Here is a 26,528-nt window from a genome sequence, read left to right on the forward strand (position 1 = left end):
ATGCGCTTACAGGGCCGGCCCCAACCGGACAGGGCTGCCATCGTAGAAGCGCTGCAGCCGGAAGCGGCTGAGATCGTGCCCGATGTCGTTTCCCTGGATCATGTCGGAGACGACGCGGCCTATGCCGGGCCCGATTCCGAAGCCGTGGCCGCTCATTCCGGTCGCGACGAAGAGACCGCCGACCGCCCGGACTCGGTCCATGACGGGGACGACGTCTGGCATGGCGTCGATCATGCCGCCCCAGCCGACCTTCAAGCGAGCTTTCTCGAACTGTGGAAAGAGCTGTTTGAAATTGCGTTCTATCGCGCGCAGCCGCACCGGTTCAGGGGCCGGGTTGAGCACCCGCATTCTTTCGAAAGGACTCGTGGAATCCGGCGCCCAATCGCGCGGCGTCGACCAGCCATCCGGATAGCCTGACGGAGCGAACGGGAAATAGCGCGCTCCGAACGGATCGTTCCTGAGGGCGGGAATATATTTGATGGCGTGGCGGAAGGCGTCAGGCCCCAGGTAAAGCAAGTGGCTGCCGCCTCCCGCGAGCGTGTATCCGCAATCCTGTCTGCGCCTGAAAGCGATGTGATCGTCGGCGGCCGCGCCTGCATAGATTTCGGGCAGGGGCTCCGTTGCGGCCACGGTTACTCGGACGCTGAGCTGCGGGATGGAGACGCCATGCCTCGCCAGGAACAGGGACGACCAGACGCCGCCCGCGACCAGCACGGTGGATGTCTCTATATATCCGGCCTCGGTCCACACGCCCTTGATCCTGCCGGCCGCGATGTCGAGGGTTCGCGCCGCGCAATTCTCAATTATTCTGGCGCCCTTTCGCACGGCAAGCCGCGCCAGCGCAGGCACCGCCAACCAAGGTTCCGCGCGCATATCTGAGGGCGTCGTCATCGCGCCCTTGAACCTGCGCGACATGCCGCTGATCAGTTTGGCGGTTTCGTCCGCATCCAGGAGACGCGTGTCGAGGTCATGGGTCGCGGCGATCTTCATGAACGCCTCGAAGCCGGCCATGTCCTTGTCGGCGTTCGCCAGATAGGTCACGCCCGTCTGGGTGAGCCCGATGTCCTCGCCGCTTTCCTCGGCCAGTTGTCGCCACAGGCGAATGGCCTCGATGACGATCGGCAGTTCATCGGCGTCTCGTCCCTGCTTTCTGATCCAACCCCAGTTTCGGGAAGACTGTTCGGCCGCGACGCGGCCTTTTTCCAGCAGCGTCACCGGGATGTTCCGGGAGGCAAGGAAAAGGGCCGTCGTCACGCCGATAATGCCGCCACCGACAATCACCACCGCCGAGGTCTTCGGCGGCGGGCCGGGGTGCCGGATCGGATCCGCCTCGGTGAACGGGAATACGGGCAAATGACACCCCTGAGGACTGGTTGACGGTTCTGGCTTACCCGTTGCCACTTTCCAAAATCAGGAGCAGGTGCAGGCGGACCGTTGTCCCACGAGAGTAACGCGGCCCATGAGGAAGGAGGCGGCCGGCGACGCTGTTGGGTCTTGACCTATGCCGGCGCCCCAGCGACCGACCCCCTGACCACCAGATCGACCGGCCAGACTTCGCCGCGCGCGCCCTCTTCCAGCCCCGATATCCGGGCCGCCAGGCGTTCGGCGACGCGGGCGCCGGCGAGGCGGATCGAGGAGCGCGTGGTCGACAGCGGCACCGGGAAATTCTCCGGCCGCAACCAGGGGAAGACGTCGTCATGGGCGACCAGCGACAGGTCGCCAGGAATGGTCAGGCCGAGGTCGCGCACGGCGCGCACGACGCCGAGCGCCATGATCAGGCTGGAGCAGGCGATCGCCGTCGGCGGCTCGCTGTCCTCGAGCAGGCGGCGGGCGGCGCGGTAGCCGTTCTCCTCGGTCATGGTCACTGAGCAGATATGGCGCTCGCCCAGCGTCAGGCCGCTGGCGGCAAGCGCCCGGCGCATGCCGCGCTCGCGATGGATGGCGAAGGTCTCGCGGTCGTCGCCGTTGATCAGCGCCAGCCGCTTGTGGCCGAGCTGGAGGAGCAGGCGCGCCGCCTCGTGAAATGCGCCCTCATTGTCGATGTCGAGATAGGAGTAGTCGAAGCCGAAGCCTTCGCTGCGGCCATGGACGATGAAGGGGATGCCCAGCGTATTGACCAGCGCCAGCCGCCGGTCGGCCGGACGCGGCGAGGAAATATAGACGGCATCGACCTGGCGGTTGGCGACGATGCGCCGATAGGTCGTCTCTTCGTCGTCGGCATCGGCCGGCGAGAGCACGAGATCGAGCTCGTGCGAACGGGCATAGTCGCCGAGGCCGGAGAGGAATTCGACGAAGTGCGGATCGATGTCGACGGCGTTGCCGGTGGGCAGCACATAGCCGATCATGCCCGACTTGCCGGTGGCCAGGCGTCGCGCCGACGGGTTCGGCCGATAGCCGTGGCGCTTGGCGGCGTCCATCACGCGGCGCCGCGTTTCCTCGCTGACCTCGGGGTAGCCGTTCAGCGCCCGGCTCACCGTGGTCTGCGAGAGCGACAGCATATGCGAGAGTTGCTTGAGGTTCATCGGAGGCCCTCCAGCCTCAAAGCGCTTTAAATTTTAATCGATCCGATGATTGCGGCGATCGTCGCCGGCTGCATCGACCTTAGAGCCGCTTCCGAGCAGTTTGAAGCAAAATTGCTGCTGCATCGCCAAAAAAACATGCTGCAACGCAGTAATTTGACGACCTCGGCGAACTTTTAAATCGATTAGCTAAGTGAGCCTCTTGACTTCCGCGCGATTCAGTGGCGAGATCAAAACAGCCAAAGCGCTTTGGAGCACTCTTCGAAAGGTTGCGGTTGCCTTCTCGCTGAGTCACAGTTCCGTGGGCGTCGGCGGACGAGATTGGAGGTCTCGTCCCAACTGTTTCACCACTGGGAGGAATGCGATGAAGAAGATGCTTCTCTTGGGTGCCGCGTTCGCCGCGCTCACCCTTGGCCTGCCGGCACATGCCGAATTGAAATTCAAGCCGGGTGAGGATTCGAAGTTTCACTGGGCGAATTACGACGACCTGAAGAAGGTCGACCTCAAGGGCGAAACGCTGACCATCTTCGGTCCGTGGCGCGGCGAGGATGAGACGCTCGTCCGTTCGGTGCTCGACTATTTCCAGGAAGCGACCGGCGCCGAGGTCAAATACTCCTCGTCCGAGAATTATGAACAGCAGATCGTCATCGACACACAGGCCGGCAGCCCGCCCAACATCGCCGTCCTGCCGCAACCGGGACTGATCCAGGACCTTGCTTCCAAGGGTGTGCTGACCCCGCTGGGCGACGACGTCGCCGCCTGGATCAAGGAAAACTACGCTGCCGGCGACTCCTGGGCCAAGCTCGGCACCTATACGGGCAAGGACGGCAAGCAGGGCTTCTATGCCTTTCCCTACAAGATTGACGTGAAGGGCCTGGTCTGGTACTCGCCCGACAATTTCGAGGAGGCGGGTTACAAAGTTCCAAAGACCCAGGAAGAACTGGCCGACCTCGAGAAGAAGATCATCGCCGACGGCGGCAAGCCATGGTGCATCGGACTGGGTTCGGGCGGCGCCACCGGCTGGCCGGCGACCGACTGGGTCGAGGACATCATGCTGCGCACGCAGCCGCCGGAAGTCTACGACAAATGGACGAAGAACGAGATCCCGTTCACCGATCCGGCCGTGGTCAACGCCCTCGACATCTTCGGCAAGATCGCAACCGACGACAAGATGGTCGACGGCGGCGCCAAGGCCGTCGCGGCGACCGACTTCCGCGACAGCCCGAAAGGCCTCTTCACCGTGCCGCCCAAGTGCTACATGCACCATCAGGCATCGTTCATTCCTTCCTTCTTCCCGGAGAACGTGAAGCTCGGCCAGGATGCGGACTTCTTCCCCTACCCGCCCTACGCCTCCAAGCCGGAACTTGGCACGCCGTTGGAAGTGGCCGGAACGCTGGTGATGATCACCAAGGATTCCAAGGCTTCGCGTGAGTTCATCAAGTTCCTGCAGATGCCGCTCGCGCATGAATTGTGGATGGCGCAGAAGAGCTTCGTCACCCCCTTCAAGGCAGCCAACAAGGATGCCTATGGCAGCGACGCGCTGAAGAAGCAGGGCGAGATCCTGGTCGGGGCCACCACGGTGCGCTTCGACGGCTCGGACCTGATGCCCGGCAAGGTCGGCGCAGGCTCCTTCTGGACCGGCATGATCGACCTGGTCGGCGGCAAGTCCGCCCAGGACGTCGCGGCCGACATCCAGAAGAGCTGGGACGCCATCAAGTAGGCATCTGGCAAACAGGCCGCCGCGCGCGGCCTGAGACTTTCCTCATCCTCCACCTGGATCCGGGCTACGGCCCGGGTCCGACCGGCGGCGCACGCCGGAAAGCCTTCGCGTCTCATTGTTCCGAACAACTCGAAAGTCGGTGCATGCGGCCGCCAGCATTGCCTGGCCGGCTATGCGCAGGGAGAGGGACCCATGGCGGCTCAGATTTTCTCGGCCATATTCGTCATCATCATCGGCGTCGGCGGCTGTGTCGCCTATTTCTGGGGCGCCAACAAACTGCTCGATCTCGTCTTCCCGTCGCGCGGCGTCTCCGGCAGCGCCGCCGTCGACAATCTGCGCCGTCAGGGCCTGGTGCGGCCGTGGCTGTTCGTCGGCCCGGCGATGATCATCCTGACGATCTATCTGATCTATCCGGTGATCGAGACGCTGCGGCTTTCCTTCCTCGACCGCGGCGGCGAGCATTTCGTCGGCCTCGCCAATTACCAATGGGCGCTCGGCGACCATGATTTCCGCAATTCGATCTTCAACAACATCCTGTGGCTGGCGGTGGTGCCGGCGGCCTGCACCTTCCTCGGCCTGATCATCGCCGTGCTCACCGACAAGATCTGGTGGGGCACGATCGCCAAGAGCCTGATCTTCCTGCCGCTGGCGATCTCCTTCGTCGGCGCCAGCGTGATCTGGAAATTCATCTACGAGTATCGCGGCGAGGGCCAGGTGCAGATCGGCCTGCTCAACGCCATCATCCAGTATTTCGGCGGCCAGCCGCAGGTGTGGATATCGCTGCCGTTCTGGAACAATTTCTTCCTGATGATCATCCTGATCTGGATCCAGACCGGCTTTGCCATGGTGATCCTGTCGTCGGCGCTGCGCGGCATTCCGGAAGAGACGCTGGAAGCGGCCGTGATCGACGGCGCCAACCCGTTCCAGATTTTCTGGAAGATCATGGTGCCGCAGATCTGGGGCACGATCGCGGTTGTGTGGACCACCATCACCATCCTGGTGCTGAAAGTGTTCGACATCGTTCTGACCATGACCAACGGCCAGTGGAACAGCCAGGTGCTGGCCAATCTGATGTTCGACTGGATGTTCCGCGGCGGCGGCGATTTCGGCCGCGGCGCCACGATCGCCATCATCATCATGATCGCGGTCATTCCGATCATGGTCTGGAACATCCGCCAGGCCAACAAAGAGACGGGAGGGCATTGAGATGGCCGCGTCCACCGGAAAGTCCTTCGTCAACCGCTTCGGCGTTCATATCGCGGTGCTGATCTTCGTCGTCATCTGGACCATTCCGACGCTCGGCATTCTGGTCTCGTCGCTGCGCGACAAGGACCAGATCATCGCCTCGGGCTGGTGGAATTCCTTCTCGAGCTCCAGCCAGACCGAGGCCGGCCGGTTGCCGCCTGCTTCCGCGCAAACCCAGAAGGACGGCAAATACGTCATCGAGGGCAACGTCTTCGGCGACGGCGCCAAGCGCGCGATCAGCGCCTTCGGCACCAAGGCGGCGGCACCGACGCAGTACAAGGCCGGCACGGCTGCCGATCTCGGCGACGGGGTGTCGCTGCAGGTCAACGGCGACGGCAGCTTCGTGCTCGCTTCGCCGAAAGCCTTCGAAGGCGACCGTGGCCAGCGTGTCTACTATGCGTCATCGGCGCCGCCGAAATTCACCACGGACAACTACGATGCCGTGCTGTTTTCGGAAGGCATCGGCCGCTCCTTCATGAACTCGCTGACGGTGACCATTCCCTCGACGATCATCCCGATCCTGATCGCGGCCTTCGCCGCCTACGCGCTGGCCTGGATGCGTTTTCCCGGCAGGGCGCTGCTGATCGCGGTCATCATCGGCCTGCTGGTGGTGCCGCTGCAGATGTCGCTGATCCCACTGCTCAAACTCTACAACGGCGTCGGTACGTTCTTCGGCGTGCCGTCGAAAACCTACCTCGGCATCTGGCTGGCGCATACCGGCTTCGGCCTGCCCTTCGCCATCTACCTGCTCAGGAGCTATATCGCCGGCCTGCCGCGCGAGATCATGGAATCGGCGCGCATCGACGGCGCCAGCGATTTCGAGATCTTCGTCAAGATCGTGCTGCCGCTGTCCTTCCCGGTGCTTGCCTCCTTCGCCATCTTCCAATTCCTGTGGGTATGGAACGATCTCTTGGTGGCGATGGTTTTCCTCGGTACGGCACCCGACCAGATCGTGCTGACGGCCAAGCTCAACGCGCTGCTCGGCTCGAGAGGCGGCAATTGGGAGATCCTGACGACATCGGCGTTCATCACCATCATCGTGCCGCTGATCGTGTTCTTCTCGCTGCAGCGCTATTTCGTCCGCGGGCTGCTTGCCGGCTCGGTGAAAGGAGGTTGAGATAATGCAATCGGCTTTGAAGGCGACTTCGAGACCCGACCCCGCCATCGATCGCGACTGGTGGCGGGGCGCGGTGATCTACCAGATCTATCCGCGCTCCTATCAGGACTCGAACGACGACGGCATCGGCGACCTGAAAGGCATCGTGCGCCGCCTGCCCTACATCGCCTCGCTCGGCGTCGACGCCATCTGGATCTCGCCCTTCTTCAAATCGCCGATGAAGGATTTCGGCTACGACGTGTCGGATTATTGCGATGTCGATCCGATGTTCGGGACGCTGGCCGATTTCGATGCGCTGGTGACGGAAGCGCACCGTCTGGGGCTCAAGGTGATGATCGACGAGGTGCTGTCGCACACCGCCGACATCCACCCCTGGTTCAAGGAAAGCCGGTCCAACCGCACAAACGCGAAAGCCGACTGGTATGTGTGGGCGGACGCCAAGCCCGACGGCACGCCGCCCAACAACTGGCTGTCGATCTTCGGCGGCTCGGCCTGGCAATGGGACACCAGCCGCCAGCAATATTACATGCACAATTTCCTGGCCGAACAGCCGGACCTCAACTTCCACAACAAGGAAGTCCAGGACGCGTTGCTCGACATCACCCGCTTCTGGCTGGAGCGCGGCGTCGACGGTTTTCGCCTCGACACCATCAATTTCTACTTCCACAGCCAGGGGCTGGAAAACAACCCGCCGCTGCCGCCGGAAGAGCGCAACGACCAGACCGCACCCGCCGTCAACCCTTACAACTATCAAGACCATATCTACGACAAGAGCCGGCCGGAAAACCTCGGCTTCCTCGAACGCTTCCGCGCGCTGCTCGACGAATATCCGGCACAGGCCGCGGTAGGCGAGGTCGGCGATTCCCAGCGCGGCCTCGAAGTGGTCGCCGCCTACACCGCCGACGGCAAGCGCGTGCATATGTGCTATTCCTTCGACTTCCTGGCGCCGGAGAAGATCAGCGCGGCGAAAGTGCGCGCGGTGCTGGAGGCCTTCGGCACCGTCGCCCGCGACGGCTGGTCATGCTGGGCCTTCTCGAACCATGACGTGATGCGGGTGGCCTCGCGCTGGGCCGCCAAAGAGGCTGATCCGACCGCCTATCTCAAGGTGATCTCGGCGCTGTTGATGTCGCTGCGCGGCTCGGTTTGCATCTATCAGGGCGAAGAGCTCGGCCTTGGCGAAGCGGAGCTGAAATTCGAGGACCTGCAGGATCCCTACGGCATCCGCTTCTGGCCGGAATTCAAGGGGCGCGACGGCTGCCGCACGCCGATGGTCTGGGACGCGGCCGCCAGGAATGGCGGCTTCTCGGCCGCCAAGCCCTGGCTGCCGGTGCCGGGCAAGCACCTGTCGCAGGCCGTCAACGTGCAGCAGGGCGACGCAAGCTCGCTGCTCGAGCATTACCGCCGCTTCCTCGCCTTCCGGCGCCAGCACCCGGCGCTGGCCAAGGGCGACATCGACTTCATCGAAAGCGACGGCGACACCGTCGCCTTCACGCGTCGCGAGGGCAATGAGCGGATCGCCTGCGCCTTCAACCTCGGCGGCAAGTCCGTCGAGATCAATCTCGGCCAGGGCGCGCTGCAACCCTTGCCCGGGCATGGCTTTTCGGGACAGACTGGCAGCGGGCCGGTCCGCCTCGGCGGTTACGGCGCCTGGTTCGGGCGCATCGACTGAACTTGCAAAACAAAGCTCAACGGGAGGAGAGAACCATGGCCGATGTCACGCTCAACCAGGTGAAGAAATCATACGGCAACCTCAACATTCTCCACGGCATCGACCTCGACATCAAATCGGGCGAGTTCATCGTCTTCGTCGGGCCATCGGGCTGCGGCAAGTCGACCCTGCTGCGGTCGATCGCCGGTCTGGAGGAGATCACTTCGGGTGAGCTCAAGATCGGCGGCGAACTGGTGAACGACGTGCCGCCATCGAAGCGCGGCATCGCCATGGTGTTCCAGTCCTATGCGCTCTATCCGCATATGACCGTCTACGACAACATGGCCTTCTCGATGAAGATCGGCAAGGAAAGCAAGGCCGAGATCGACAAGCGGGTGCGCCAGGCGGCCGAGATCCTGCAGCTGACCAAATATCTCGACCGCCTGCCCAAGGCGATGTCGGGCGGCCAGCGCCAGCGCGTCGCCATCGGCCGCGCCATCGTGCGCAATCCGAAGGTGTTCCTGTTCGACGAGCCGCTGTCGAACCTCGACGCGGCCCTGCGCGTCGCCACCCGCATCGAGATCGCCAAGCTCAAGGAATCGATGCCGAACACGACGATGATCTACGTCACGCACGACCAGGTCGAGGCGATGACGCTGGCTGACCGCATCGTGGTGCTGAAGGAAGGTGTTGTCGAGCAGGTCGGCACGCCGATGGAGCTCTACAAGCGGCCGGGCAATCTGTTCGTGGCCCAATTCATCGGCTCGCCGGCGATGAACATCCTGCCGGCCAAGATCGACAAGGCCGGCAACCCGACCGTGGTCAGCCATGTCGGCGGCCGCAAGGCGACGGTGCCGATCGCGACGCCGGCTTCGGCGAATGGCGCGGCGGTGAGCTTCGGCGTGCGGCCGGAAGATCTCGCGATCGCCACCGGCACGGACTTTTTGTTCGAAGGCAAGGTCGACTATATCGAGCAGCTTGGCGAGGTTCAGCTCGTCTATGTCGATATCGGCCGCGCCGACCTGCCGCTGGTGGCCAAGCTGCCGGGCAATGTCGAGGTCAAGCGCGGCGAGACCCTGCGGCTCAACGCCGGTGCTGGCGATCTGCACATATTCGACGCGGACGGCCACTCCTTCACCTTGCATCGCGAGGAAGCCAAGGCGGCCTGAGCACGCAGAGCCGCTACCGCAAAGAAAAGCGGCGGGCCCTGGCCCGCCGCTCCTGTTATAATCAACGTCGGCTGTTAGCGATTGCCGAAGTGGTCGCGGTCGCTGCCCTGCTGAGCCGACTTCTGCGCGTCGCCCGAGTTCAGCAACTTGTAGACCGTCGAGTCGGTGCCAATCGACGACGTGCGGGTGGTGTCGACGGCCGGAGCCGGCTGGTTGACGCCGCTGTTGTCGTAGTTGTCGCTGCCGGCAAAAGCAGCCGTGGAAACGGCCATCAGGGCCGTGGCGGCAAGAATGATCTTTTTCATTTTAGGTACTCCTGAATTTTGTCGAACCGATGCGACGGGCGAGCCGCCGCCGGTTCGAAATCGGCAGTTAGTTGTTGCCGAAGAGGTTGCGGTCGGCGCCCGTCTTGACCGGAACCTGCGCGGCCGGCTCCGCCTTGCGAACCGAAGCCGTGTAGGAAGAGTCAACCGTGGCGGCGGGCGGATTGGCAGCCTGCGAGTTGTAATTATCGCTACCCGCGAAGGCGCTGCCGGAAATGGCCAGAAGGGCGGCGGCAGTGAGAACAATCTTTTTCATTTTTGCTACTCCAGTATCTTTATTCCGTCCGTCTATCGGCGTGTGTCGGGAATGAAATCGCGTCGTTCGGACAGCGCTGATTTGGGTGAGCCGACTGCCGGATTCCAATCACGAAGTTTTTCCGCCTGGACCATGTCTTTGCGTCTTGAAATTGCGCTCCGCATTTCTACAACTCTGGTAAAATTAAATAATATCAATATCTTATATGTATCGCTCAGATGCCTCACCAAATATATCGGGGTGCCAATGTTCACACCGTCCTGCACGCATCGTCAACAGAAACGAACCGTTCGGTTCGACTTTAGAGTCTCCTAATGGTCACTTTTCGATACTGTTAACCAATCCACCCCGGTCGAATGGTCGATTCGGCGTGCTCGAGGGATGGAATCGGACTCGTCTTTAGGCCACGAAACAGTCGCTGCCGCCCCATTGTCGGCGGTGGAAATCGAAGCCTGAATCGCGATGATTCTCCCAAAATGATCGACAGGACGTCGGCCCGCCTCGCCTTGCCAAGCTGGAGCCGAGTGTTTACAGGCGTTGTCCAGGGGTCAGGCAATGATGCGGCCGGCAGAGCCGCCGGCTGGAGTTGCAGAGCGGGGTCGAGAGCATGCCTCTTTCCAACGTCTACGCCATTGCAAGCAAGGATATCGTTTTTGAATCCTTCGACGGCGAAGCCGTCGTGCTCGACCTCTCCAACGGCAAGTATTTCGGCTTTTCCGATTCCGGCAGCAAAGTGTGGCAGGCGCTGTCCTCGGGTGTCGGCACGGAAGCGCTGATCCAGTCGGCCGCGGGCACAGCGACGATCGACGCCGCCGCGATCGAGACATTCATCGCGCAGTTGGTCGAGTTCGGGCTTTTGGCGCCCTCCAGCGCAACGCCGCTTCCGTCATCCGATGATTTGCCGGCAGCGCTGGCGGCGGCGAGCGAGCCGCTCAATGTCAGCGTCCATGACGACCTCGCCGACCTCATCATCGTCGACCCGATCCACGAGGTCGAGGAACCGCTCGGCTGGCCGGCCGTCAAGCAGGTTTCCTGAGCGACCTGGGTCAGGCCGAGCCAGGCTGGAACGAACCATGCCACGCGTGACGCTCGAGACATTGCCGGACTACGCACGGTTTCTCATCGCCGCCGCTGAAAGCGCGCCCGAGCGGTTTCCGATCCAGCGAACCGTCCGCCTGCCCGGGCTGGAATTGCTCGCGCATCTCGGCCCCGGTGTGCTTGCGGATGCCCTTGGCCAGGCCTTCATCGAAGTCAAGGACGATCGGCGGGACATCCGCAAATGCCGTATCTTCATCGGTCATCCCGGTATCGCCGGCATGCCGGAGCCGGCAAGCTGGGGCGATGCGCACTTCACCGAACACAGCTTTGCCCGAAAGCTCGCCGAAGCAGGGCTGCGCGGCCATCATTTTCACGATCTGGATTTCTGGCAAGTCTACGACCCCGAGCGGCGCGCCGGCGTCCAGCTGATGCGGTCGGCCGACGCGTTTCCGCCGTGGGAGCCCGGCGCGCCGTTACGGGCTTTCCTGCATTGGGAATACGCCGCACGGGGCATGCGGCTTACCCATGCCGGCACGCTGGGTCTCGGCGGCGAGGGCGTGCTGCTGGCCGGCGCCGGGGGCGCGGGCAAATCGGGCACCGTCGTTGCCGGCCTGCTGAACGGCCTGGACAGCGTCGGCGACGATTATGTGCTGATCGACCTCGACGGGGGCGTGAGGGCGCGGCCACTTTTTTCGACGTTGAAGCAGGATCCCAGGGGGTTCGCGCGGCTTGGCCTGGAAGGGCGGTTGGGGACCGGACGGCCGCTCAACTGGCAAGGCAAGCACGTCTTTCACATTAGCGAGATCGCACCTCGCCCGGTAAGTGCAAGCATGGACATCTCTGCGTTGATGGTGCCACATATCGGCGACAGCAAGACGAGTTCGATCGAGCCGATGCCCCGCAAGGACGCCATCATCGCGCTGGCGCCGTCGGGCATCGCGCAGATGCCTGGCGAGCGGGAAAGCGGCTTTCGGTTCTTCAGCGATCTCACGCGCTTCCTGCCCTGCTACAGGCTTTCCCTCGGAACGCATCCCGACGAGATCGCCGGCACAATTCGGGATTTCCTCGCACGGGCCGCTTGATGAAACTGAGCGTGATCATGCCTGTCTTCAACCGCGAACGCTACGTCGTGCCGGCATTGCGCTCGCTGGTCAGGCAGCATGATGCCGCCGACCTCGACATCATCGTCATCGATGACGGCTCGAGCGACGGCTCCGCCGAAGCGGTGCGTTTTGTGATGCGCGAGCATCCTTGCATCCGCCTGTTTCAGCAGCGCAATCTGGGCGTCGCCAGGGCACGCAATGCCGGGCTGCGGCAATTGCCGGCGGATGCCGGCTTCGTGTCCTTCCTCGATTCCGACGACATTTCACTTGCCGGACGCTTCAAGGCCGATCTTGCCCGCTTCGAGGCCGACCCCGGTCTCGAGCTCACCTATTCGCTGATGACCATGGCGGATCGGATCGACGACGAGAGGCTGGAGCCGACACCCGACAGCCGCACCATGACGCTTCGCGGAATCTCGCTGACGACCGCCCTGTTCAGTCGCGCGCTCGTCGAACGCATCGGTTTTTTCGACGAGGAATTCGAACAGGCCGAGGACACGGATTATCTGCTGCGCGTGTTCGAGAGCGGCCCGACATATGAGCTGCTGGACAGCGTCGCCGTCTACTACCGGCGGCATACCGACAATTTAACCGGGGAGCATGCCAGCAGGGTCCGCAATCATTTGAGGGCCATCCACAAATCGATGCGGCGTCGCCGGGCGGATCCGTCGCTCAGCGCCGTGCGGGGCATTTTCGAGCTGAAGAGCCCGCCCGAGTGGCAAATGATGTGAATCCCGGGCACAATGGGATCAGCTCGTATGGGGGATCGGCTTGGGTGGTTCTTTGAGGTCGCGGATGCGGCTGAGCGTCATCATGCCCGTGTACAATCGCGAGGCCTATGTCGGCGCGGCGCTGCGTTCGCTGCTTCGGCAACGCGATGCCGCCGATCTCGACATCATCGTGATCGATGACGGCTCTACCGACGGCTCGACTGACGCCGTGCGCGCGATGATGGACGAGGCACCTTGCATCCGGCTGTTCCGGCAGGAAAACGCGGGCGTGACCCGAGCGCGCAACAGCGGGCTCAGGCAGCTCAGGCCGGAGACGGAACTGGTGTCCTTTCTCGATTCGGACGACATCTCGCCGGCCGGACGCTTCGAGGCGGATGTGGACCTTTTCCGGAAAAACCCCTCTCTCGAGCTCACCTATTCCAGGATGATGCTGGTCGACAGGATCGACGAGGAGACGCTGGAGCCGACCTCCGACAGCAACAGCATCACCGTTCGCGGCATTCATCTTTCGGCCGCGATCTTCTCGCGCCGTCTGGTCGACCGGATCGGCGGTTTCGACGAGGATTTCATCCAGGCCGAGGATACGGACTTTCTGCTGCGCAGCTTCGAGGTCGGCCCCCGCTACCTGCTGCCGGACACGCTGGCGCTTTATTACCGGCGGCATCCCGGCAACATGACAAGGCAGGAAGATGTCCAGTCGCGCGAATTCTTGCGCGCCGTCTATAAATCGATGAAGCGCCGCAGGGCCGACCCGTCGCTGAGGCCCATCGAAGGCATCTTCGAATTGAAAAAGCTCGCTGACTGGCGGTTCATGTGATGGGCAGATACGGCGTCGTCATTCCGGCCTACAACGCCAGCGCAACGATCGCGGAGACGCTGCGATCGGTGGCGGCGCAGACGCTGCCGCCCGAACTGGTCGTGGTGGTCGACGACGGCTCGAGCGACGATCTCGCCGCCGCTGTCAGCGGCATCGACCTGCCGCTCAGGCTCTTGCGCCAGGACAATACCGGGCCGGGCAGCGCGACCAACCGCGGCATCGCCGCGCTGTCGACGCCCTTCATCGCCACGCTCGATGCCGACGACCTTTGGCTGCCGGGAAAGATCGCGGCGCAGCTGGCCCATCTCGAACGGTTTCCCGCAACGTCCGGGGTCTTCACCCATATGCGCAGTTTCCGCGATGGAGAACCCGACGCGATGGCTCCGACCGCAGTGGCCGGCTGGGTGCGTTCGACGATGCTGATCCGCCAGGAGGTGGCCCAGAGCATCGGGGCGATGGTCGATCCGCCAGGCGGCCGCGGCGAGATGATCGACTGGATCTCCCGGGCCCGCGAGGCCGGCTTTGTCCTCGACATGCTCGACGAGACCCTGGCGCTGCGGCGCATCAGGCCAGGCAGCCTGTCCTATGGCAGAGACACCGCGCGCGACCGCGGCTACCTGGAAGTGGCGCGCCTGGCCATGCTGCGGCGGGCGCAAAGCAAGGCCGGTTCCAGCTGATGGCGAAGATCCGTCGCATCGGCAGGCGTTTTCCCGACTATGGCTGGTCCTGGCCAACGGGATCGCTCGACCAGTTGCTCAAGGCGGCACTTCTGCCCGACGAGGAGGCGGCACGCCTTTGCGCCGCGGACTGGCTCAACGAGAACGACATCGACCATGTCTCCTTCCGGGAACACCGGCTGCTGGCGGCGATTTCCGACAGGTTCGGACGCAAGCTTGCCGGCCACGCCGCCTATCCACGCCTGGTCGGCCTGCAGAAGATGCTGTGGACCAAGTCGCGCATGGCCATGCGCGAGGCCGAGCCGACCTTGAAAGCGATGGTCGACGCCGGCTGTTCGGTGATGCTGATCAAGGGCGCCAGCCGCATCGCGCTCGATGCCGCCGCGCAGCGCGGGCGCGTGGCGCATGACATCGATATCCTGGTACAGCCGCAGGATATGCAGCCGGCTTTCGACGTGCTGCGCGACCGCGATTGGCAGAACGCCACCGGCGTCTCGCCGCAGTATCTGCGCACAAGGCTGGCGTCGCTGCGCTCGATGAATTTCTTCAAGGGGAATTACGGCGACATCGACCTCCACCAGCTCGCTTATGACGGCTCGCAGCAGAACGCCGAGGACGACCTCGCGATCTGGCGCCGCGCGATCGCCGCCGAATTCAGCGACGTCGAAGTGGTCGTGCCTTCGCCGGCCGACCGCATCGCGCTCGCCATCGCGCATGGCGGCCTCGACGCGCATACGCACAGCGACTGGCTCGTCGATTGCACCGTGGCCATTCAAGGCGGCACTGTCGACTGGACCATATTCCTCGATATCGTCGCCGGGCGCGGTCTCGCCGTCGCCGCGGCGGTGGCGCTTTCCTACCTGGCGCTGGAGATCGGCATCGCGGTGCCGGAAGCCGTCCTGGCCAAGGTGGTGGAGATGGCCGACCGGCGTGGCGCGGCGCGCCTGTCGTCCGTCCTGCAGGCCAAGCCGCGCACCGATTTCGGGGCACTGACCTGGCTGTCTCGCGGCTTTGCCAAGCAACTGCGCCTGCAGCGCAAGAAGGGCCGGCTGAAGCAGGCCGAGCGGGATATAGTGTGGCGCGGCAAGCCGATGTCTGCAAAGGCGGCCGGCGAACCTGCCGCGTTCGTGCTTTCGCAGACCCTGGACAAGCCGCAAGGCGATACCGGCGAGTTGATGCTCGATCTCATCGTGCGCATCGCCGTTCCGCCGGTCCGGCGCCGCATCGAGATGGAAATCAATGCGGGCGACCGGCATGTCGCCCGGCTGCGCTCGATGGCGATCAGCCGATCCGGTGGGGAGCGGGTGCTGCGCTTTCGCGGCAGGGTGAAGCTCGACCATGCGGGGCGGCCCCTGGTGCTGGAGGCGCGACCGTCACGGCAGTTCCGTGTCTGGGACGATGAGCAGGCCGTCGCCACCTATGGCGCGCTGCCCTTCCAGCTCGTTTCGGCAAAGTTTTCCAGAACCGGCTGAGACGGGGCTCGTCAGGAGTTCGGAGTGGTCACCTTCAACGTGGGAAAATAGGTTTGGTAGCGACCGACATCACGGGTCAGAAGCGGAAGGCTGCCGACCGCGGCATGGGCACCAATGAAAAAATCGGGCAACACGCCGGTCCTGTGTCCTCCTGACCGGCGGTACTGTGTAAATACCTTTCCGGCCAGGAAAAGAGCCGTCCGTGGTATGGGCGCCATTTCAAGACCGGCCGCATCAAGAAACGCATCGAGATCCTCGCTTCGAGCGTAGCGAACGGCGAGCTCGGCATAGACCACATCATTGATCAACAATGGTCCGTTGAGACTCGCCGCCTCAAGCTGAGCAACCGACCAATCCGCCCAGTTTGGATCGTCCGTGACAAGGTCGAGCAGAACGTTGGTGTCAATGAGCGTCACGCTTAGCCACGCGTCAGCGCCATGATCGCGTCGGTCGTGAGCCCCTCGCCGGCATGACCGCGCAACTTGGCGAAGCGGCTCACCGGCTGCTTTCTGTCGACGCGAGCCAGCACCACGCTTCCATCGGCGGCACGCCGGAAATCGACCCTGCTTCCCGGCACGATCCCCAACAGATCGCGGACCGGTTTCGGAATGGTGACTTGTCCCTTTGCCGTAACGGTGGTGGCCATCTTCGCTCCTCGGTAATACCAGATGTGCACAAGGTATTACCTTGCGGGTCGAATTTCAACGGTTGAGGGGTAGCGTCTTTTCAAACCCCGTAGCGCTCGGTGCGGATAATCCCCGCCGGGACTTCGGCGTCTATCAGCGCCTGGGCAGCGGCCGAGACGAAGGCGTTCGAGCCGCAGACATAGGCCAGTCTTGGCGCCTTCGGCAGTCGCTCGATGGCCTGCACTATCATGCGGGCGTCGACGCGCCGGGAATAGTCGGCTGGCCGCCTGGCCGGTTCGCGGGTCAACGTCAGCACCAGATTGAACCCGTCAAGCCGGTCGTCGAGGCCGATCAGTTCGTCGCGGAAAATCACCTCGTCCCAGACACGCGCCGAGAACACCAGCGCGACGGGCACCGCCGCGTTGCGCAGCGTGCGATGGCGGACCATCGCCATCAGCGGCACGACGCCCGACCCGCCGCCGACCAGAAGGATCGGTCCGCCGTCGCTGTCTTCCCAGATGAAATGGCCGCCAAGCGGCCCGCGCAATTCGATCTCGTCACCGACCGCCGCCACGTCGTGGAAGAAGGGCGAGACCTCGCCGTCGTCGAGCCGTTCGATCGCCAGCTCGACGGCGGCGCCGGCGTCCGGCGCCGAGGCGATGGAGTAGGAACGGCGCGCCTGATAGCCGTCGGGCGCCGTCAGCCTGATGTCGACATGCTGTCCCGCCAGATGGGCGAAGGGCCGCGACGGCTTGAACCAGAAGCTGGTGACGCGCGGCGTGCGCTTTTCGATGCGGGTGATCGTGGCTGCCTGCCAGGGCGATTGCGATGACGGCTCGGCGCTCATTGATCGCTACTCACGGGTCACTCGAGTAGCGCTGCTCACGCCAGGGGTCGCCATACATGTGATAGCCGCGCAGTTCCCAGAAGCCCGGCTCGTCGCGCTCGGTGAACTGCAGCCCGTTCACCCATTTGGCCGACTTCCAGAAATAGAGATGCGGCACCAGGAGCCGCGCCGGACCGCCATGGTCCGGTGTGATCGGCTTGCCCTCATAGAGCAGCGCCACCATCGCCTTGCCGGTGACGAGGTCGTTGGTCGGCACATTGGTGGAATAGCCGTCGAAGGAGAGCGCCAGCGTGTAGGCGGTCGGCGGCTCGATGCCGGCGTCGGCGAGGATGTCGTCGATCATCACGCCTTGCCAGGGCGTGTTGAACTTGGTCCAGGCCGTGACACAATGGATGTCGCGCGTCATCTTGCTTTGCGGCAGGGCGTTGAATTCGACCCAGTTCCATTTCTTGAGCGGCTTCGGTCCGTGCTTGAGTGTGAAGGACCAATCCTCGGCGCGCACGCGCGGCGTCGGCCCGGCCGAGAGCACAGGGAAACCTTGTTCCAGATACTGGCCGGGCGGGATGCGCGCGTCGGTGTCGGAAGGAGGACGCCGTCCGGAAAAGAAGCCACGCGTGACCATCGAGACATCCTTGCGACGGGTTTGACCGATCGCAGGGAGTGTTCTCGAAGACGCTCCGATGGGCAACATAAATCTTGCAAGGCGGCGCCCGCCGGGGATGCCGGCAGGCTCTTTCGAAGCCTCTCTCAGCCGGCAGCGAAGGGCACGGCGACGAAGATCTGCGAGTCGCCCCGATCGATCAGCAAGAGCACCGACTTCTTGCCGGACTTGCCGGCCTGGGCGATCGCCTGGTTGGCCTGTCTGGCCGTCTTGACGGGGGCCTGGTCGACACCGACGATGACGTCGCCGGGCTGGATGCCGGCGGCCGAAGCCGCCTTGTCCGGATTGACCTGTTCGACCACGGCGCCGCGCTGGTTGTCGGCAAGGTTGAGCTGGTCGCGGATATCAGGCGTGAGGTCGGTCAGGCCGAGACCGAGCGAGGGGACACGCAGGCCCTGGCCGCCTGACTGACTGCCGCCCTCATTGGCGTTCGCGGCGGTCTTTTGATCGTCGCTGTTGCGTCCGACGTCGGCGGAGATCTGCATCGCCTTGCCCTTGCGCCAGACATCGAGCGTTTCCTTGACGCCCGGCGATACATCGGCGACCGCGCGCGACAGGTCCTTCGGATCCTTGACCTCCTGGCCGGCAAAGCCGGTGATGACGTCGCCGGTCTCGATACCGGCCTTGGCGGCCGGTGAGCCATCCGTGACCGCCGAAACCAGCGCACCGCCAGGATGGTCGAGGCCGATGGCGCTGGCGACATCCTGCGTGACCGGCTGGATCTGCACGCCGAGATAGCCGTATTCGATGTCGCCGCCCTTCATCAGCTTGGCGACGACCTTCTGAGCCTGGTCGGACGGGATGGCGAAACCGACGCCGACGCTGCCGCCATTGGGCGAATAGATCGCGGTGTTGATGCCGATGACATTGCCGGCGACGTCGACCAGCGGGCCACCGGAATTGCCGTGGTTGATCGGCGCGTCGATCTGGATGAAATCGTCGAACGGCCCGCTATGCAGGTCGCGGCCGCGCGCCGAGACGATGCCTGCGGTGACCGTGGTGCCGATGCCGAACGGGTTGCCGATCGCCAGCACCTGGTCGCCGGTCATCAGTTTGTCGGAATCGCCCCATTTGACGGTCGGCAGCGGCTTGTCGGCCTTGATCTTGATCACGGCCAGGTCGTTCTTGGCGTCGTGGCCGACGAGTTTGGCCGGAAGCTCGGTGCCGTCGTCGAGCGTCACCTTGATCGAGCTCGCGCCGTCGACGACGTGGTTGTTGGTGACGATGGTGCCATCCGCGCCGACGATGAAGCCGGAGCCCAGGGCCTCCTGTCGCTGCGCATGCTGCTGCGGCGGCGCTTTCGGCATCGGAACGCCCTGGTCGCCAAAGAACTGCTGGAAGAACTGGTCGAAAGGCGCATTGCCGCCGAGCGGCGAGCCCTCGTCCTCGCCTTGGGGCTGCCCCTTCATCACGGACGTAATGGTGACGACGGCCGGCTTGGTGACGGCGATGATCGGCGCGAAGGAGCCGTTCGGCGCCGTGATGCCGGCGACGGGCGTCTGGGTCGTCGCGGCCACGGTGCTCAGGCCGGAATTGCTCTGGGCGAAGGAGACGACGACAGGCGAAATGATCAGCGCGGCGCCCAGCAGGGCGGCGACGCGATGTCTGCGAAGAATGCTTGTGGGTGACATGGTCGTTCTGTCCGGGCGAGCGTTGATCCGGCGTCGCGGGCGCTCCCAAGGGATCGTCCGTCAACGTGCCGATGACCGGATTTGCCTGTCTCGCCGTGCATGGCAGCCGGCCGTCTCGACAGACAGGCATCTAGGATGCCTAATGGCCCGAATTAGGGTTTTGGGGCGACCTTACGAAGATTTAATTCAGAGCGCGCTTGCGAAGCGCTCACGCCGGCGCAGGTAGGACGAGGCCATTTCGCGCATCCGGGCGGCACCGAAAGCCGGGCCATGGCCACCCAGCCCGATGCGGATCGGCAGGTCGAGCAGGCGCTGCATGGTGCGGCAATAGGCCGTGCGATCGGAATCCGGCAGATCATCGATCAGCATGCCGTCATAGATGGCATCGCCGGCGAAGAACAGGCCGTCGGCCTCATCGAAAAGCGCGATCGAGTCCGGCGAGTGTCCGGGCAGATGCAGCACGCGGAGTTTCCTGTCGCCAAGATCGATGACGTCGCCTTCGTCGAGCGCACGAGTCAGCGGCGCGGAAGGGATACGGTAGTCAGACGCCTTCCAGTCCGGCGCCGGCAGCTTCGAGACGGCGCCGTCGAGATTGTGGAACATGTAGGCGTAGGTGACGGCATCATCCATGCCGTCGAACCGCGCCGCGCTCATCCTCGGCCCCATGCGGAGTGGAAATTCATGCAGCGAACCGACATGATCGAGATGGATGTGAGTGGCGACGACGATCAGCGGCTTGCCGGCCGGCGTATCGATTTCCGGCGCCAGCGGGCGGATGCCCATGCCGGTGTCGACCAGAAGGTCGGCGTCGCGGCCCTTCAGATGCCACATGTTGGCGCGCACGAAATCATGCACGAAGGGCTCGGTCAGCATCGTCGTCCTGGCGTCGACGACCGCCTTGCCGAACCAGTCGCCGACCACGAGCTCACCCATCAGACGAAGGGCTTTCCGACCTTGTATTTCTCCGGCACAAGCCGCCTCAGATAGGCCATGCCAGCTTCCGAAAGCTGGTTGACGTCCGGCTGCATGAAATCGTCGGGCATGTGGCGCGTCTTGCCGGCCACCGCCTTCAGCGGCACCTTCTTCAGCACGGTCTTCGACCCGTCGTACTGGATCGCGACCGAACCGCCGCCTTCGCCGGCGACGGCGACCGCGAAGGCGCCTGCATCGAAGGCTTCCTGCGCGTCGACGGCGCTGATCGCGCCGACATAGCCGCGCGGCATGTAGCCCAGCGCGTCGACACGCGCGCGCTTACCCGGCAGGCCCTCGGCCAACGCACGTTCGAGCGCCGCCGGCAGGTCGCTGCCCGACAGTTTGACGTTGCCGTGCTGGTCGCGCTCGAGCTTCTCCGGCGGCACCAGGCTTTCGACCAGCGCCTTGCCGTCGGCGGTGCTGACGCCTTCCGAGACGGCGACGATGCAGCGCTTGTGGCGGTCGAGCTTTTCACGCACCTCGTCGATGAAGCGCTTGGCCGAGAAGGCGCGCTCCGGCACATAGACCAGATGCGGACCACTGTCGGAATCGAGCTGCCAGGCGGCCGCGGCGGCGGTGAGGAAGCCGGCATGGCGGCCCATGACGATGCCGACATAGATGCCGGGCAGCGCGCGGAAATCGAGATCGACCGAGAGGAAGGCGCCGGCGACGAATTCGGCCGCCGAGATGAAGCCCGGCGTATGGTCGTTCTCCTCGAGGTCGTTGTCGATGGTCTTCGGCGCATGCACGAAGGCGATCGAGCCGCCCGCGGCATCGGTCAGGATCTGCTGCGTGCCCGAGGTGTCGTTGCCGCCGATATAAATAAAGGCGTCGGCCCCGGCCTTTTTCAGGCCGTTGAGGATGACCTCGCAATAAGCGGCGTCCGGCTTGTCGCGGGTCGAGCCCAGCGCCGCGCTCGGCGTGCCGGCGATCAGCCGAAGCCGGTCTTCGGGAATGGCGGAGAGATCGACATAATTGCCGTCGCGGATGCCGCGTACGCCATGGATCGAGCCCAGCACCTTAGCGCCGGGATGGCGTTTGCGGATCTCCAGCGTGGCGCCGACGACCGTCTGGTTGATGACGGCGGTCGGGCCGCCGCCCTGCGCGATGACGAAGGTTCCAGCCATGCTTTATCTCTCCCGAAGCGAAGGTTTTCACGGCACCTTCGCCTGTCTTGCGGCATCGCGCAACGGAAGAAGCGGTATCTTGGAATGGCTGCCGGATGGCCGCCTCAAAAAGATCAGACGACGACCACCGGGTTCTTCTTGGAAACGCGGCTGTAGAGGTCGATGATGTCCTGGTTGATCAAGCGCACGCAGCCTGACGACATCGCCTGGCCGATGCTCCACCATTCGGGCGAGCCGTGGATGCGGTAACCGGTGTCCTTGCCGTTCTGGTAGATGTAGAGCGCGCGGGCGCCGAGCGGATTGGTGAGGCCGCCGGGCTGGCCGCCCTGCCATTTCACCAGTTCCGGCTTGCGCTGGATCATTTCCGGCGGCGGCGTCCAGACCGGCCATTCGCGGCCATACTGGATGTTGGCGCGACCCGACCAGCGGAAGCCGTCCTTGCCGATGCCGACGCCGTAGCGGATGGCGTCGCCGCCCGGCTGAACGAGATAGAGCATGCGCTCCTGCAGATGCACGACGATGGTGCCGGGCGCCTCGCCGGTCTTGTCGACGACGATCTGGCGGCGGAACTGCGGCTTGACCTTCCGCCACGGCACCTCGGGCACCTGGAAGCCGCCATCGGTGAGCGAGGCATACATGACGTCGGGGCCGGTGATGTTCTTGTCGACGCTGATCGCCGGACGCATGGGCGGCACGGAACCGGTGACGGTGCTGTCGACCTGCATTTGCGGCAGATCGAGCGTCTCGGTGGTGCTGCAGCCGGCCAGGCCGAGCAGCGCCATGGCGCCAGCGCCGGAAAGCAAGGCGCGGCGGGAAAGTTGAATTTCGGTATCGATTGCGGCGCCGTTGGAAGGCGGCGTCAGACTTTGCGGCAACTCGCGCATACACCAAACCCTACGCTGCCGGCGGGAAGCACGGTCCGGCCGGATGAAGGCATTTTCTGCACTCATGGTTGAAAAAGCGTGAAAGTCCGTTGGTCCGACTTAACCCTAACGGATCGTTGCGCCGACCGAGGGGCCCGCCGGTCGAGGCGTTGAAGATTTTTCCAACGGCCTCTTTACATTCTCGCCGACCCCGGGATTTATCCTGTTCTTTGCGCTCAAGGAGTAGGGAAATGTCCTTCGAAAACTGGGCTGCCTTTGCCGCTGCCTCTTCCATCCTTCTCGTCATTCCAGGCCCGACGATCCTTTTGGTGGTCTCCTATGCGCTCGGACAGGGCTGGCGCACCGCGCTGCCGATGGCGGTGGGCGTTGCGCTGGGCGATTTCACCGCAATGACGCTTTCGATGCTCGGCATCGGAGCGCTGCTCGCGGCTTCGGCGACGGTGTTCACGGTGCTGAAAGTGATCGGCGCCGGCTACCTGATCTATCTCGGCATAAAGCTGTTCCGCGCCGGCGGCGCGCTGAAGGCGGAGCCGCGCACGGACGTCGTTTCGGCCGCACGGATGATGGCGCATGCCTGGCTGGTGACGGCGCTCAACCCGAAGAGCATCACCTTCTTCGTCGCCTTCCTGCCGCAGTTCCTCGACCGGCACGCCGACTTCTGGACGCAGATGCTGATCTTCGAGACGACCTTCCTGACTTTGGCCTTCGCCAACGCGTTCGGCTACGCGCTGGTCGCATCGAGGGCGCGCGCCATCGTGCGCAACCCGAAGGCGATCCGCATCTTCAACCGCACCGGCGGGACATTGCTGGTCGGCGCCGGCATCGCCACGGTTGCGATGCGCTCGGGGAGCTGAGGCGTTCAAGGTGTGTTGAGATTCAGGTCAGGCCGAGTCGAGAACCGGAGCGGAGCGGACTTGCAGTCCGTGAGCAACGGAAGCACTGAGAGCAGCTATTTGCAGTCCGGCCCACCTGAATATCGACACAGCTTCACCATTTGACGCTCACGCCCAGATTACCCTCCAGCACACGCCTTTTGTCGCCGCCGAGATTGGTGGTGTAGTCGCCGGTGGCGAAGACGCTGACCTTGTCAGTCACCTTGGCGACCACGCCGCCGCCGAACTCGAAGGAGGTGGACCGGCTCTCGGTCGAGATGCCGGTGCCTTCGAAATCGACCGTGTCGGTGCCGCCGAAATCGTGCCAGAGATTGGCCTTCAGGTAGGGCTGCAACGCCACGCCGTTGAGAACCGTCTCGCCCTGCAGCCTCAGTCCGATCCTGCCGGTGACGTCATCGTCGGAATCGAACGATACCGAGGAGAACCGGTCCCTGGCGTCGTCGAGCGACAGATGCTGCCAGACCAGTTGCGCCTGCGGCTCCAGCGTCCACCCTTGCGCGAGCGATATCGGATAGCCGCCCTCCAACGACGCGGTGACGCCGGTTCCGCCGACCTCGATGCCGATGTCGCGGGACGATTTGGCCGAGCCGCCGAAGAAGGTCGCCATCAGCACGCCGTCCAGATACCAGCCATCCTTGCCTAGCCGTGTCCAGTAGCCGCCGACGCTGGTGCCGGTGACGTCGAGGCTGCCGACGGCGAGATCGTTCTGGCCGAGCGCCTGGCCGCGCAAGTCGCCATTCATGCTGTCATAGGCGACGAACAGGCCTGCGCGGTCGACCGAACCGGCGCCGGTTTCGCGGCCGAAAAGATCGAAGCCGGCCTGGAGGCCGAACAGCGTGCCGTCGAAGGAGGGCGAGACCGTTCCCGACCAGTTCATCTTGGCGTCCTGGCCGAAGATGCGGCCCCAGACCGGCGAAAGCTCAGTATCCGACAGCAGGTTCTGCTCGCCGCGGCGTTCGTGGAAGGTGCCGAGCGTCGCCATTGCCAGGTGCTCTGCCACCGGCGGCACCGCCGAATAGACCGGCACCTCGATGCGGTAGAGCAGGATTTGCTGGCCCGCCGCCGGCACCGGCAGGTCCGGCACGGCAGTGGGCACCGGCGGCGGCGGTGGCGGCGGGTCAGCGGGCGGCGCCTCGACTGGCGCTGGAGGCGCCTCGGGCTCCGGATCGCTCGCCTGCACCGGCGGCGTCGAATCGACCGGCGGATTGTTGATATCGCCATCGGTCGGCACCGGCACTGGCGGAAGTTCGGACGGCGGCGGAGGCGGCTCGGTTTCCGGCGGCACGGGTTCGAGCGCCGGTGAGGGTTCGGACGCCGGCGACGCCGCGGCCGGCGTCGCTGGCGTGACCAGCGTCGAGCGCAGATACCAGTTCTCCGCGCTGCCGGCGACGAGGCCGCCCTTGAACAGGTAATATTCGAACGCGCCCGCCGCGACCGGGGCATCGAGCGCGAAGGCGCTGGCGATCGATGTGGCGCCGTTGATCGCCTGCACGACCATGATGCCGTCGGCGGTGGTCTGGGCGCCGGCGCCGCCGACATTGACCACGGCGATGCCGGTCGAGCCGGAGGCCGCGCCACCCGACAGGACGAGCCGGTCCGACGCGGAGGAATCGTCGCCAAGCTCGGTCTGCAGCAGCAGCAGGCCGCCCATTCCGACATAATTGCCATTGATCGTCAGCCGGCCGGCGGCGCCGGTGCCGCCATTGGGTCAGGTCGATGCGGCCGGCATTGACGACCGATGCCAATTGCCCCGCCGTGAAGGCCTGGATGGTCGAATTGAAGCCGCCGCCGTAAAGCGTGCTTGCCTGGTCGACGTTGAGCGAGCCGGTGCCGGTGCCGGTGCCCGAGTCGCCCAGCACGAGGTTGCCGTCGAGCGTCAGTTCCGTATCGTTGGTGGCGTTGATCGTCTCCCAGTTCTGGACCCTGGCGATGCCGTCGAGCTTGACGTTGTCGAAGGTGAGCGTGTCGGTGCCGAGACCGCCGTTGAGCGCTTTGGTTCCGCCGAGATTGGCCTTGGTGAGATTGCTGAGCTTGGCGGTGTCGCTGTCGGCGCCGAGGTCGACATTGCCGTAGATGATGCCGCCGCCGTCCCAGACGAAACTGTCGGAGCCGAAACTCATCAGCACGTCGCCGCCGACGGTGCCGCCGGTGATGGTGACACTGTCATCGCCGCCGCTGACGCTGATGTTGCCGCCGATCGTGCCGCCGGAGAGAATGATCGTGTCCTTGTCGAAGCCAGTGACGAGGTTGCGGTCGATGATGCCGCCCGACATGTTGAAATAGTTCTGATCGAGCTTCATGTTGACGCGGCCGATGCGGCCGCCGGTCATCACGGCATGGTCGCCATCGTCGAAGAAATCGACAATGCGCCCGCCGGTCATGGTGAAGGTGTCGACCCCGTCGCCCTGGTTGAGCGAGCCGATCTGGCCGGCGCTCATGTTGAAATCGTCGATGCCGGCGCCCTGCTGGACATTGCCGGTGACCGTGCCCGACTGCATGTCGATGCGGTCGGCGCCGGCGCCGAAGGTGACGCTGCCGCTGATCTGGCCGGTGCCGCCGGCCGGAAAGGTCAGCATGTTGTTGCCACCGGTATCGGTAAGGCTGCCGCCTGAATCGCCACTGTCGCAAACGAAGCTGTCATTACCGGGGCCAGGGGTCAGTACGCATGCCGCGAAGGCTTCGGAACCAGGCAGAAACGCAAGTGCAGTCGAGGCGAAAAGACCGATCATCCAGGGATGATCCAAGCCTCTTATTTGTTGATCAGGAGTTGCTGATATAACTTTTCCGCCCGAGACCAGTCTCGGAAGGTAATTTCCAAAGCGCTTCATCGCGTCCTCGCAAATCGCGATTTAAGTCCACCCACCCCTGCCGCAATGAAGCCATAATTCGCTTCGTTTTTCAAAGCCTATTCTACAGCGTATGGTTGATTAACTGCGATCCCGTCCGGATAGACCCGAGTATTGATTGATCCAGGCGGCCGTTGGCACGCCTCGCGCCGATGCTCTAGGATCGGGGCTTGAAACAGCCTGATGGCGATCATCGAAGGGCACCC

25 protein-coding genes and 1 pseudogene are annotated in these 26,528 nt (G+C 64.0%); 13 read left to right on the top strand and 13 right to left on the bottom strand.

The genetic code is table 11. The features are described from left to right. Positions 1-6: 6 nt before the first annotated feature. Both DPM33_RS08860 and DPM33_RS08865 read right to left on the bottom strand, forming a co-directional pair. Positions 7-1,353, bottom strand: coding sequence for an NAD(P)/FAD-dependent oxidoreductase (locus tag DPM33_RS08860; protein WP_112097025.1), 1,347 nt, complete (start codon positions 1,351-1,353; stop codon positions 7-9). Positions 1,354-1,499: 146 nt separating this feature from the next. Further along, complete coding sequence (locus tag DPM33_RS08865) at positions 1,500-2,522, bottom strand: LacI family DNA-binding transcriptional regulator (RefSeq protein ID WP_112097026.1); 1,023 nt, start codon at positions 2,520-2,522, stop codon at positions 1,500-1,502. A 45-nt stretch (positions 2,523-2,567) separates the two neighbouring features. On the opposite strand from DPM33_RS08865, the gene DPM33_RS37390 reads away from it, so the two are divergent. The 6 genes from DPM33_RS37390 to DPM33_RS08890 all read left to right on the top strand — a co-directional run bounded on the left by DPM33_RS37390 (position 2,568) and on the right by DPM33_RS08890 (position 9,418). After that, complete coding sequence (locus DPM33_RS37390) at positions 2,568-2,699, top strand: hypothetical protein (protein ID WP_281004789.1); 132 nt, start codon at positions 2,568-2,570, stop codon at positions 2,697-2,699. Positions 2,700-2,883: 184 nt separating this feature from the next. Further along, on the top strand, positions 2,884-4,239 hold the full coding sequence (locus tag DPM33_RS08870) for an ABC transporter substrate-binding protein (RefSeq protein ID WP_112097027.1): 1,356 nt from the start codon (positions 2,884-2,886) through the stop codon (positions 4,237-4,239). 192 nt (positions 4,240-4,431) lie between these two features. Beyond that, positions 4,432-5,445 (top strand): carbohydrate ABC transporter permease, encoded by a 1,014-nt coding sequence (locus DPM33_RS08875; protein ID WP_112097028.1) that lies wholly within the window; start codon positions 4,432-4,434, stop codon positions 5,443-5,445. Between the two features lies 1 nt (position 5,446). After that, a complete protein-coding gene (locus tag DPM33_RS08880) occupies positions 5,447-6,601 on the top strand; it encodes a carbohydrate ABC transporter permease (RefSeq protein WP_112097029.1) in 1,155 nt (384 codons plus the stop codon). A gap of 4 nt (positions 6,602-6,605) precedes the next feature. After that, positions 6,606-8,270 carry a beta-galactosidase BglA gene (gene bglA, locus DPM33_RS08885; RefSeq protein WP_112097030.1) on the top strand — a complete coding sequence of 555 codons (1,665 nt, stop codon included), beginning with the start codon at positions 6,606-6,608 and terminating at the stop codon, positions 8,268-8,270. A gap of 35 nt (positions 8,271-8,305) precedes the next feature. Beyond that, entirely contained in the window at positions 8,306-9,418 is a 1,113-nt protein-coding gene (locus DPM33_RS08890; protein ID WP_112097031.1) for an ABC transporter ATP-binding protein, read from the top strand. A gap of 74 nt (positions 9,419-9,492) precedes the next feature. Here DPM33_RS08890 and DPM33_RS08895 read toward each other — a convergent pair whose 3' ends face one another. Both DPM33_RS08895 and DPM33_RS08900 read right to left on the bottom strand, forming a co-directional pair. After that, positions 9,493-9,723, bottom strand: a complete 231-nt coding sequence (locus tag DPM33_RS08895) for a DUF680 domain-containing protein (protein ID WP_112097032.1) — start codon at positions 9,721-9,723, stop codon at positions 9,493-9,495. Positions 9,724-9,790: 67 nt separating this feature from the next. Continuing rightward, positions 9,791-9,997: a DUF680 domain-containing protein gene (locus tag DPM33_RS08900; protein ID WP_112097033.1), complete on the bottom strand. Its 207-nt coding sequence runs from the start codon at positions 9,995-9,997 to the stop codon at positions 9,791-9,793. A gap of 607 nt (positions 9,998-10,604) precedes the next feature. Here DPM33_RS08900 and DPM33_RS08905 point away from each other — a divergent pair. From DPM33_RS08905 to DPM33_RS08930, 6 genes are all read left to right on the top strand, one after another. After that, positions 10,605-11,033: a PqqD family protein gene (locus DPM33_RS08905; RefSeq protein WP_112097287.1), complete on the top strand. Its 429-nt coding sequence runs from the start codon at positions 10,605-10,607 to the stop codon at positions 11,031-11,033. A 37-nt stretch (positions 11,034-11,070) separates the two neighbouring features. Further along, a complete protein-coding gene (locus DPM33_RS08910) occupies positions 11,071-12,117 on the top strand; it encodes a serine kinase (protein WP_112097034.1) in 1,047 nt (348 codons plus the stop codon). Next, entirely contained in the window at positions 12,117-12,869 is a 753-nt protein-coding gene (locus DPM33_RS08915; RefSeq protein ID WP_167449000.1) for a glycosyltransferase family 2 protein, read from the top strand. The genes DPM33_RS08910 and DPM33_RS08915 overlap by 1 nt, the downstream gene beginning before the upstream one ends. 64 nt (positions 12,870-12,933) lie before the next feature. After that, positions 12,934-13,686, top strand: coding sequence for a glycosyltransferase family 2 protein (locus tag DPM33_RS08920; protein ID WP_112097035.1), 753 nt, complete (start codon positions 12,934-12,936; stop codon positions 13,684-13,686). Next, on the top strand, positions 13,686-14,363 hold the full coding sequence (locus DPM33_RS08925) for a glycosyltransferase family 2 protein (RefSeq protein ID WP_112097289.1): 678 nt from the start codon (positions 13,686-13,688) through the stop codon (positions 14,361-14,363). Before DPM33_RS08920 ends, DPM33_RS08925 begins: the two co-directional genes overlap by 1 nt. Next, positions 14,363-15,835: a nucleotidyltransferase family protein gene (locus DPM33_RS08930; protein ID WP_167449001.1), complete on the top strand. Its 1,473-nt coding sequence runs from the start codon at positions 14,363-14,365 to the stop codon at positions 15,833-15,835. The genes DPM33_RS08925 and DPM33_RS08930 overlap by 1 nt, the downstream gene beginning before the upstream one ends. Before the next feature lie 11 nt (positions 15,836-15,846). Here the strand turns inward: DPM33_RS08930 and DPM33_RS08935 are convergent, their stop codons facing one another. The 8 genes from DPM33_RS08935 to DPM33_RS08970 all read right to left on the bottom strand — a co-directional run bounded on the left by DPM33_RS08935 (position 15,847) and on the right by DPM33_RS08970 (position 22,481). After that, entirely contained in the window at positions 15,847-16,251 is a 405-nt protein-coding gene (locus DPM33_RS08935) for a type II toxin-antitoxin system VapC family toxin (RefSeq protein ID WP_112097036.1), read from the bottom strand. 2 nt (positions 16,252-16,253) lie between these two features. Further along, the gene (locus DPM33_RS08940; RefSeq protein WP_112097037.1) at positions 16,254-16,481 is read right to left on the bottom strand and encodes an AbrB/MazE/SpoVT family DNA-binding domain-containing protein; all 228 of its coding nucleotides are present in this window, start codon (positions 16,479-16,481) and stop codon (positions 16,254-16,256) included. 80 nt (positions 16,482-16,561) lie between these two features. Continuing rightward, positions 16,562-17,308, bottom strand: a complete 747-nt coding sequence (locus DPM33_RS08945) for a ferredoxin reductase (RefSeq protein ID WP_112097038.1) — start codon at positions 17,306-17,308, stop codon at positions 16,562-16,564. 10 nt (positions 17,309-17,318) lie between these two features. Then, the gene (locus tag DPM33_RS08950) at positions 17,319-17,930 is read right to left on the bottom strand and encodes a molybdopterin-dependent oxidoreductase (protein WP_112097039.1); all 612 of its coding nucleotides are present in this window, start codon (positions 17,928-17,930) and stop codon (positions 17,319-17,321) included. Positions 17,931-18,055: 125 nt separating this feature from the next. Next, positions 18,056-19,600 (bottom strand): DegQ family serine endoprotease, encoded by a 1,545-nt coding sequence (locus tag DPM33_RS08955; protein ID WP_112097040.1) that lies wholly within the window; start codon positions 19,598-19,600, stop codon positions 18,056-18,058. A gap of 186 nt (positions 19,601-19,786) precedes the next feature. Further along, complete coding sequence (locus tag DPM33_RS08960) at positions 19,787-20,533, bottom strand: MBL fold metallo-hydrolase (RefSeq protein WP_112097041.1); 747 nt, start codon at positions 20,531-20,533, stop codon at positions 19,787-19,789. Beyond that, on the bottom strand, positions 20,533-21,699 hold the full coding sequence (locus DPM33_RS08965; RefSeq protein WP_112097042.1) for a diphosphate--fructose-6-phosphate 1-phosphotransferase: 1,167 nt from the start codon (positions 21,697-21,699) through the stop codon (positions 20,533-20,535). Before DPM33_RS08965 ends, DPM33_RS08960 begins: the two co-directional genes overlap by 1 nt. A 113-nt stretch (positions 21,700-21,812) precedes the next feature. Further along, on the bottom strand, positions 21,813-22,481 hold the full coding sequence (locus DPM33_RS08970) for a L,D-transpeptidase (protein WP_245442065.1): 669 nt from the start codon (positions 22,479-22,481) through the stop codon (positions 21,813-21,815). 332 nt (positions 22,482-22,813) lie between these two features. Between DPM33_RS08970 and DPM33_RS08975 the strand changes: the two genes are divergently transcribed. Next, positions 22,814-23,437 (top strand): LysE family translocator, encoded by a 624-nt coding sequence (locus tag DPM33_RS08975; protein WP_112097044.1) that lies wholly within the window; start codon positions 22,814-22,816, stop codon positions 23,435-23,437. A gap of 133 nt (positions 23,438-23,570) precedes the next feature. Here the strand turns inward: DPM33_RS08975 and DPM33_RS08980 are convergent. Further along, positions 23,571-26,205: pseudogene (locus tag DPM33_RS08980) on the bottom strand (autotransporter family protein). Positions 26,206-26,528 lie beyond the last annotated feature (323 nt).

Source organism: Mesorhizobium hawassense (genome assembly GCF_003289945.1).
GTDB classification, from domain to species: Bacteria; Pseudomonadota; Alphaproteobacteria; order Rhizobiales; family Rhizobiaceae; genus Mesorhizobium; species Mesorhizobium hawassense.

Bases quoted from the DNA above. Each gene is read 5' to 3' on its own strand.
- DPM33_RS08865 (WP_112097026.1), bottom strand. From the start codon at position 2,522: ATGAACCTCAAGCAACTCTCGCATATGCTGTCGCTCTCGCAGACCACG.
- DPM33_RS37390 (WP_281004789.1), top strand. From the start codon at position 2,568: ATGATTGCGGCGATCGTCGCCGGCTGCATCGACCTTAGAGCCGCTTCC.
- DPM33_RS08870 (WP_112097027.1), top strand. From the start codon at position 2,884: ATGAAGAAGATGCTTCTCTTGGGTGCCGCGTTCGCCGCGCTCACCCTT.
- DPM33_RS08875 (WP_112097028.1), top strand. From the start codon at position 4,432: ATGGCGGCTCAGATTTTCTCGGCCATATTCGTCATCATCATCGGCGTC.
- DPM33_RS08880 (WP_112097029.1), top strand. From the start codon at position 5,447: ATGGCCGCGTCCACCGGAAAGTCCTTCGTCAACCGCTTCGGCGTTCAT.
- bglA (WP_112097030.1), top strand. From the start codon at position 6,606: ATGCAATCGGCTTTGAAGGCGACTTCGAGACCCGACCCCGCCATCGAT.
- DPM33_RS08890 (WP_112097031.1), top strand. From the start codon at position 8,306: ATGGCCGATGTCACGCTCAACCAGGTGAAGAAATCATACGGCAACCTC.
- DPM33_RS08895 (WP_112097032.1), bottom strand. From the start codon at position 9,723: ATGAAAAAGATCATTCTTGCCGCCACGGCCCTGATGGCCGTTTCCACG.
- DPM33_RS08900 (WP_112097033.1), bottom strand. From the start codon at position 9,997: ATGAAAAAGATTGTTCTCACTGCCGCCGCCCTTCTGGCCATTTCCGGC.
- DPM33_RS08905 (WP_112097287.1), top strand. From the start codon at position 10,605: ATGCCTCTTTCCAACGTCTACGCCATTGCAAGCAAGGATATCGTTTTT.
- DPM33_RS08910 (WP_112097034.1), top strand. From the start codon at position 11,071: ATGCCACGCGTGACGCTCGAGACATTGCCGGACTACGCACGGTTTCTC.
- DPM33_RS08915 (WP_167449000.1), top strand. From the start codon at position 12,117: ATGAAACTGAGCGTGATCATGCCTGTCTTCAACCGCGAACGCTACGTC.
- DPM33_RS08920 (WP_112097035.1), top strand. From the start codon at position 12,934: ATGCGGCTGAGCGTCATCATGCCCGTGTACAATCGCGAGGCCTATGTC.
- DPM33_RS08925 (WP_112097289.1), top strand. From the start codon at position 13,686: ATGGGCAGATACGGCGTCGTCATTCCGGCCTACAACGCCAGCGCAACG.
- DPM33_RS08930 (WP_167449001.1), top strand. From the start codon at position 14,363: ATGGCGAAGATCCGTCGCATCGGCAGGCGTTTTCCCGACTATGGCTGG.
- DPM33_RS08940 (WP_112097037.1), bottom strand. From the start codon at position 16,481: ATGGCCACCACCGTTACGGCAAAGGGACAAGTCACCATTCCGAAACCG.
- DPM33_RS08945 (WP_112097038.1), bottom strand. From the start codon at position 17,308: ATGAGCGCCGAGCCGTCATCGCAATCGCCCTGGCAGGCAGCCACGATC.
- DPM33_RS08950 (WP_112097039.1), bottom strand. From the start codon at position 17,930: ATGGTCACGCGTGGCTTCTTTTCCGGACGGCGTCCTCCTTCCGACACC.
- DPM33_RS08955 (WP_112097040.1), bottom strand. From the start codon at position 19,600: ATGTCACCCACAAGCATTCTTCGCAGACATCGCGTCGCCGCCCTGCTG.
- DPM33_RS08960 (WP_112097041.1), bottom strand. From the start codon at position 20,533: ATGGGTGAGCTCGTGGTCGGCGACTGGTTCGGCAAGGCGGTCGTCGAC.
- DPM33_RS08965 (WP_112097042.1), bottom strand. From the start codon at position 21,699: ATGGCTGGAACCTTCGTCATCGCGCAGGGCGGCGGCCCGACCGCCGTC.
- DPM33_RS08970 (WP_245442065.1), bottom strand. From the start codon at position 22,481: ATGGCGCTGCTCGGCCTGGCCGGCTGCAGCACCACCGAGACGCTCGAT.
- DPM33_RS08975 (WP_112097044.1), top strand. From the start codon at position 22,814: ATGTCCTTCGAAAACTGGGCTGCCTTTGCCGCTGCCTCTTCCATCCTT.